Here is a 5366-nt window from a genome sequence, read left to right on the forward strand (position 1 = left end):
CGGCGACACCTCCTTCGTGTCCCCGACGGCCCGCGGATCGAGCCGCGCGGCCGCCAGGACCTCTTCCGGTCCGGACGCCTGCGGCGGGAACGGCGCCGTCCACCTGCGCATCCGGTCGGCCGGGAAGAAGTTGCGAACCCCCATGGAAAATCTCCTGCGATCTCGGTACCGATGGCCAAAAGTCGCAGAACGTACTTGTGCCTTACTTGGAGGTCAGCGCAAGCGCCTGCCCATCGGGCAAACGTCGGCTGATACGGCACTACGGCGGTTGGGTGTAGAGGTCGTGGGGCGGCGGCGGCGCGTGCTCGAACTCGGCGTGTGCCGCACACAGCAGAGCCAACTGCGCGAGGTCTTCCGGCTGGACCGGACGGATCGAGTATGCCTCGGTCGCGGTTGGGAGCCTGTCAGCAGCCACAGTCGACAGCGGAGACCGGTGCGGTCAGTGGATTCACGGGCTGGGCGAGCAGACCGGTCGCGGTTTGCACGGTAAAGCCCTCACGTACCCAGTATTCGTAGCCGCCGATCATTTCCTTGACCCGGTATCCGAGGCGGGCGAACGCGAGGGCCGCGCGGGTCGCGCCGTTGCAGCCCGGTCCCCAGCAATAGGTGACCACCATCGCGTCCGTCCTGATCAGCCCGAGGGCGCGATCGGCGATCTGGTCGGTGGGCAGGTGCACAGCGCCAGGAATGTGTCCTTGGTTCCAGGACTCCTCGCTCCGCGAATCGACCACGATCAGGCCTTCGACCGCGGCATGCAGGTCGGCGTGCACGTCACTGACATCGGCTTCGAAGGTGAGGCGGGCGGTGAAATGGGAGACCGCGTCGACAGACGCGGCCGGGGCGGTGGAGAGAACAGCGCTCATGTGATCAATAGTGCTGGTGGCGGCCCATCGGGACCAGTGGCGTAAATGCCATCTTCCGATAAGATCTCGCCATGACCTCACTGTCGTTGCGCACACCTCTCGGTCCCCGGGTGTCCGTGCTGCTCTACGAGGGAATGTCCGCCTTCGAGATCGGCATCGTCACCGAGGTCTTCGGGTTGCCCCGCCCGGAACTCGACGTCGACTGGTACCAGTTGGCGATCTGTTCCGAGCGCCCCGGCCCGGTGCCGATCGTCGGCGGCGCCACCATCCACGCCAACGGTGGACTCGACGTCTTCGCCTCCGCCCAGACCGTCATCGTGCCAGGGGTCAGTGACGTCCACGCCGACTGCTCGCCGGATGTGATCGCCGCGCTGCGCCTGGCGTGGCAACGAGGCTCTCGAGTGGTCTCGATCTGCTCGGGCGCTTTCGCGCTGGCGGCGGCCGGCCTGCTCGACGGCCGCCGGGCCACCACACACTGGCAGTACGCCGAGCTGCTGGCACAACGCTTCCCTTTGGTCGAGGTCGATGCCGACGTGCTCTACATCGACGGCACCGACGTGTTGACCAGCGCCGGCAGTGCCGCCGGTCTGGACCTGTGCATTCACCTGGTGCGCAAGGACTTCGGGCCCACCGTCGCCAACGCGGTGGCCCGGCGCCTGGTCATCGCCCCGCATCGGGAAGGTGGCCAGGCCCAGTTCATCGAAGCGCCGGTGGTAGGCGACTCGGAGGACGACCGCGTCACGCAGAGCATGCAGTGGGCGCTGGCCCACCTCGCCGAGCCGATCACCGTCGCGTCGCTCGCGAGACATGCCCACATGTCCACACGAACCTATCTGCGTCATTTCGCTCGGTCCACTGGCAGCAGCCCGATCCGGTGGCTGATCACCCAGCGGGTGCACGCCAGCCTGCCATTGCTGGAGAGAACCGACCTCCCGGTGGAGGCGATCGCGGCCACCGTCGGTTTCGAGAGCGTGGTGACCTATCGGCACCACTTCGGGCGGACGACGCGCACCTCACCGTCGGCGTACCGGCGCGCCTTCCGCCCGGTCACCACCCCGGCGAACGCGTGAGCTCGGCGGATACCGCCGGTCTCGCTCGCGCGCCCAGGATCAGCAGGGCGGCCACGATCGAGATCGCGACGCACGCCGTCCAGTGCCCGGCAGGGGTGACCGCGTAGAGCAACCCGCCTGCCGCGGGCCCGGCGGTCTGGGCCAGGAAGACCTTCAAGCCGATGTGTCGGCGGGACCATTTGTACGGGTCGGCAACTCCTTCCGTGTCGGCGGGCATGTACGCGGTGGCCACCCGGAAGCTGTTCGCCAAGGCTTCCACATGAGGGGTGCCCAGGTGTTGGCCGACTATCGCGGCTCCCCGTGGTTCTGAGCTTGAGGGAAGTGGCGACCGGCTCCCGGCATGGCGCCGGGAGCCGGATGCTCGTGCACCAGGTTCGGGGGCGCGACCGGCCTGAGAACTACGAGGTGGGCTGCTGTGCGCCGTCGTTGCCGAACCAGACGAGGTCGGAGTGGAGTCGGCGGGCGGCGCTGCGGGGGCTTGCCCACAGGCCGAAGCCGCGGCCGTTCGCGCCGACGGTCGTCGCCGTGCCGCCCGGCAGTGCCAGCCCGTAGGCCACCACCTCCGTGAAGTCCTGGACCAGGGCGAACATGCGGGGGAGATCACCGACCAGCGCGTACACACGCTCCAGCGCCACCTCCTGCGGGTGGTGCTCGCCAAAGTCCGGGCCATGGCAGGCGGATGGCTGACCGAGGTCGGAGCGGTGTTCCATGACAGGTTCTCTCTTCCTGCTGATGCCGCTGAAGATGGTGCGTCGGTTCACTGGGCTGCGGGCCGGCGCCTCTCGGCGTCAGAGGTGAATCACTCCTTCTGTTCTCCGGCCCGCTCCAGCTCTATAGTGTTCTAGAGCACCATCGAAGTCAATGACTGATTTAGAGTGCACTAGAACAGGAGGCTCGCGATGGCCGGCAGCCCGCAGGCAATGGCTCCGTACAGGCGGATCGCCGCGCAGATCAGGGCCAGGATCGAGGGTGGGGAGATCCGGCCGGGTGACCGGATTCCGTCGGTACGGGAGATCATGCGCGACGAGGGAGTGTCCACCGCGACCGCCACCCGGGTCGCGGCCGTGCTGAGGGCGGAGGGCTACGCGGAGTCGGTGCCGGGAGTCGGAACCCTGGCCTGCCTGCCGAAGAAGGTCACGGCGGGCTCCGATCGTCTGCGGATGCTGCGGGCGAACGGGAACGGATACCGCCCAGGTGAGCGGGCCGAGATCCTGAGCGCCGGAATCGTCCCGGCGCCCGAGGAGATCGCGGACGCGCTGGGAGTCGAGGCCGGGGCCTCCGTCGTCCAGCGGCGCCGTGCGTACCACGACGACAGGGGTGCCGTCGTGGTGTCGACCTCGTGGCTTCCCGGTGAGCTGGGCGAGGCGGCACCCGAACTGCTGGTCGCGGAGCCGCTCCCTCGGATGACCTTCGGGCTGGTCGAGGAGCGGACCGGCCGAAGGGCCGTCCGGCGCCGCGACGTCGTCGCCATCAAGCCGGTTCCCGAGGACATCGCCCCGGTGCTCGGCGTGGAGCGCGGCCTGCCGACGCTGACCGTGACCAATCTCTACTGGGATCAGCACGGCGACATGACCGAGTACGCCGTGGACTTCCTCGCCCCTGAGCGCGAACTCTCGGCCGACCACGACCTGGAGTAGTTCCTCTGACCTGTCGGCCGGTGCTCATCGACCGGCTGGCAGCCGGGAGGTGGTGCACGGTTGGCGTAGCCCGTGGAAAACGCCGCTCATGCATGGATCGGGTAGTGCGCCGATCACGATCGTGGCCGGATGCCAGGGGTTAACGCCCGGTAGTCTCCCGTTTTGTGCCCAAACGATCATTGATTCTCTGGGCGGTGGCGATCCTTACCGCCGCGACTCCCGGCATCTGTTTCTGGATCACAGGGATGCTGTTCGGCCCGGAGGACGACGGCGGCGGCATCTGGGTGTCGTTCGGGTTTTGTGCGGGTCGCGAGGCCGACTTCGCGCTGAACCAGCTGCTCGGCCCGCTTTGGGACTTTCCGCTCCTGTGGTTCGGGTCCGTGCCGCTGATTGTCCTTGCCTGGGGAGGCGTGGTTCTGAGTGAACGGGCCGGACACCCTGGGCTCGGCCGGATCCTGGGGCGCTCCGCCGCTGCGGTGATGATCGTCAGTCACCTCCCGTCCCCGCTGCTGTTCGTGCTCGACATGTCCGCTGGTGCCGGATGCACGGACAGCTGGGAGCCACTGGAGCTGACCGGTTGGGGTGTCGCGATGGACCTCTACCATCTCGTCCCCGCGGTTCTCGTGCTCCTGGCGGTGCGCCCCTCGGGACTCTCCCGGAGAGGTGCCCTCGCCCGTACGGCGATCGCGGTGTCGCTCGTGATCGTGATGCTTCTCACCGCCGGGGCCGACGCCGCGCGAGGGAAGGTGAGTGACAGGTCGGCGCTCGACTGCGCAGGGTTCGGCGACGGCACCGTGTCGGGGCTCGACGAAGACGAGAAGGGATTCCTCTGCGGGATACGGGACGATTCGTTCGGCAGGGGAGTGCCTCGGCTGGCGAACATGCCGGATCGCGAGCTCCTCGCGTACGGCCGGTATCTGTGTGACCTGGCCGTACGGAACGGAGGCGACGCCTACGCGCCCGCCGTGTCGGAGGCGATGGGTGAGGTGGACAGATACCCGCTGGTGGGGGCACTGGAGAGGTCCTGCCCCAAGGTGGCCGAGGTGCAGAAGGAGAGGGGGCGGCAGAAGCAGGCGGAGATCGACGCCTATTACGCGGCGGTGGAGAGAAGCTGCGCCGCCCATCCTCGTCACCGGCCGAAGATCAAGCCGGTGCGGCAGGTCCGCGAGACCGTGTGGACGGAGTTCTGGCGCATCGAAGCCTGGGACGAGGGCAACGAGGGTGCCCAGGTCGACGACATGGTCGCCGACCTGGTGGGAAGCGGACCCGGTGTACTGAGTATTTGGGCGGCGGGCGAGATCGGCCACGCGTGTGTGACGGGGGAGTCCTATCGGCGCCGCCCGCCGGTGGAGACCCGGGGATGGGAGCAGGTCGTCGAGGTCGGCTACCAGAGCGGGGACGGGGTCCTGTCCATCCTGGACGGACGGGGCGAGCGGCTTCCCGATCTCGCGGCTGGAGGTCCGGGAAGCTATCGGGTCCGGGTCCACGTCCGGGGACGCAAGGCTGTGACGGAGAACATCGAGTCCCCTGACGGCACGGTCCAACTGATGATCATGGTGTTCCCCGGAAAGGAGAAGCGGTCCAGGATCTACCGTGACTACCCGTCGTCTTGAGCTCAACGGATGAAAGGTGTCGCCTCGTGGTCTCCCGGGCGAACGGCGGGGCCGGTGGTCGTCACCACCAGTAGGTGGGGTAGCGCGGGGTCACTCCGCTGCGTCCGACGAGCATGCCGACGAGCACCAGGATGACGGTCGCGGCGACGAGTATCGGCAGGAACGGCACCAGGGGCTGCTGCT

At 68.1% G+C, this 5366-nt stretch carries 6 protein-coding genes; 3 read left to right on the forward strand and 3 right to left on the reverse strand.

What is annotated here, in order from left to right; translation table 11 throughout:
* Positions 1 to 404: 404 nt before the first annotated feature.
* Positions 405 to 863 carry a rhodanese-like domain-containing protein gene (locus AB0K21_RS44490; protein ID WP_364159230.1) on the reverse strand — a complete coding sequence of 153 codons (459 nt, stop codon included), beginning with the start codon at positions 861 to 863 and terminating at the stop codon, positions 405 to 407.
* A gap of 71 nt (positions 864 to 934) precedes the next feature.
* Here AB0K21_RS44490 and AB0K21_RS44495 point away from each other — a divergent pair, with 71 nt between their 5' ends.
* Positions 935 to 1933: a helix-turn-helix domain-containing protein gene (locus AB0K21_RS44495; RefSeq protein ID WP_364159233.1), complete on the forward strand. Its 999-nt coding sequence runs from the start codon at positions 935 to 937 to the stop codon at positions 1931 to 1933.
* Here AB0K21_RS44495 and AB0K21_RS44500 read toward each other — a convergent pair.
* On the reverse strand, positions 1911 to 2183 hold the full coding sequence (locus AB0K21_RS44500; protein ID WP_364159236.1) for a hypothetical protein: 273 nt from the start codon (positions 2181 to 2183) through the stop codon (positions 1911 to 1913). The genes AB0K21_RS44495 and AB0K21_RS44500 overlap by 23 nt on opposite strands.
* Positions 2184 to 2331: 148 nt before the next feature.
* Complete coding sequence (locus tag AB0K21_RS44505; protein WP_364159239.1) at positions 2332 to 2643, reverse strand: hypothetical protein; 312 nt, start codon at positions 2641 to 2643, stop codon at positions 2332 to 2334.
* Between the two features lie 210 nt (positions 2644 to 2853).
* Here AB0K21_RS44505 and AB0K21_RS44510 point away from each other — a divergent pair, with 210 nt between their 5' ends.
* Positions 2854 to 3570 carry a GntR family transcriptional regulator gene (locus tag AB0K21_RS44510; protein WP_364159242.1) on the forward strand — a complete coding sequence of 239 codons (717 nt, stop codon included), beginning with the start codon at positions 2854 to 2856 and terminating at the stop codon, positions 3568 to 3570.
* A gap of 194 nt (positions 3571 to 3764) precedes the next feature.
* Positions 3765 to 5183 (forward strand): hypothetical protein, encoded by a 1419-nt coding sequence (locus AB0K21_RS44515; RefSeq protein WP_364159245.1) that lies wholly within the window; start codon positions 3765 to 3767, stop codon positions 5181 to 5183.
* Positions 5184 to 5366 lie beyond the last annotated feature (183 nt).

The organism is Streptosporangium sp. NPDC049248, assembly GCF_040678965.1.
GTDB classification, from domain to species: domain Bacteria; phylum Actinomycetota; class Actinomycetes; order Streptosporangiales; family Streptosporangiaceae; genus Streptosporangium; species Streptosporangium fukuiense.

Coding starts and splice junctions, on each gene's coding strand:
- AB0K21_RS44490 (WP_364159230.1), bottom strand. CDS start 863: ATGAGCGCTGTTCTCTCCACCGCCCCGGCCGCGTCTGTCGACGCGGTC.
- AB0K21_RS44495 (WP_364159233.1), top strand. CDS start 935: ATGACCTCACTGTCGTTGCGCACACCTCTCGGTCCCCGGGTGTCCGTG.
- AB0K21_RS44505 (WP_364159239.1), bottom strand. CDS start 2,643: ATGGAACACCGCTCCGACCTCGGTCAGCCATCCGCCTGCCATGGCCCG.
- AB0K21_RS44510 (WP_364159242.1), top strand. CDS start 2,854: ATGGCTCCGTACAGGCGGATCGCCGCGCAGATCAGGGCCAGGATCGAG.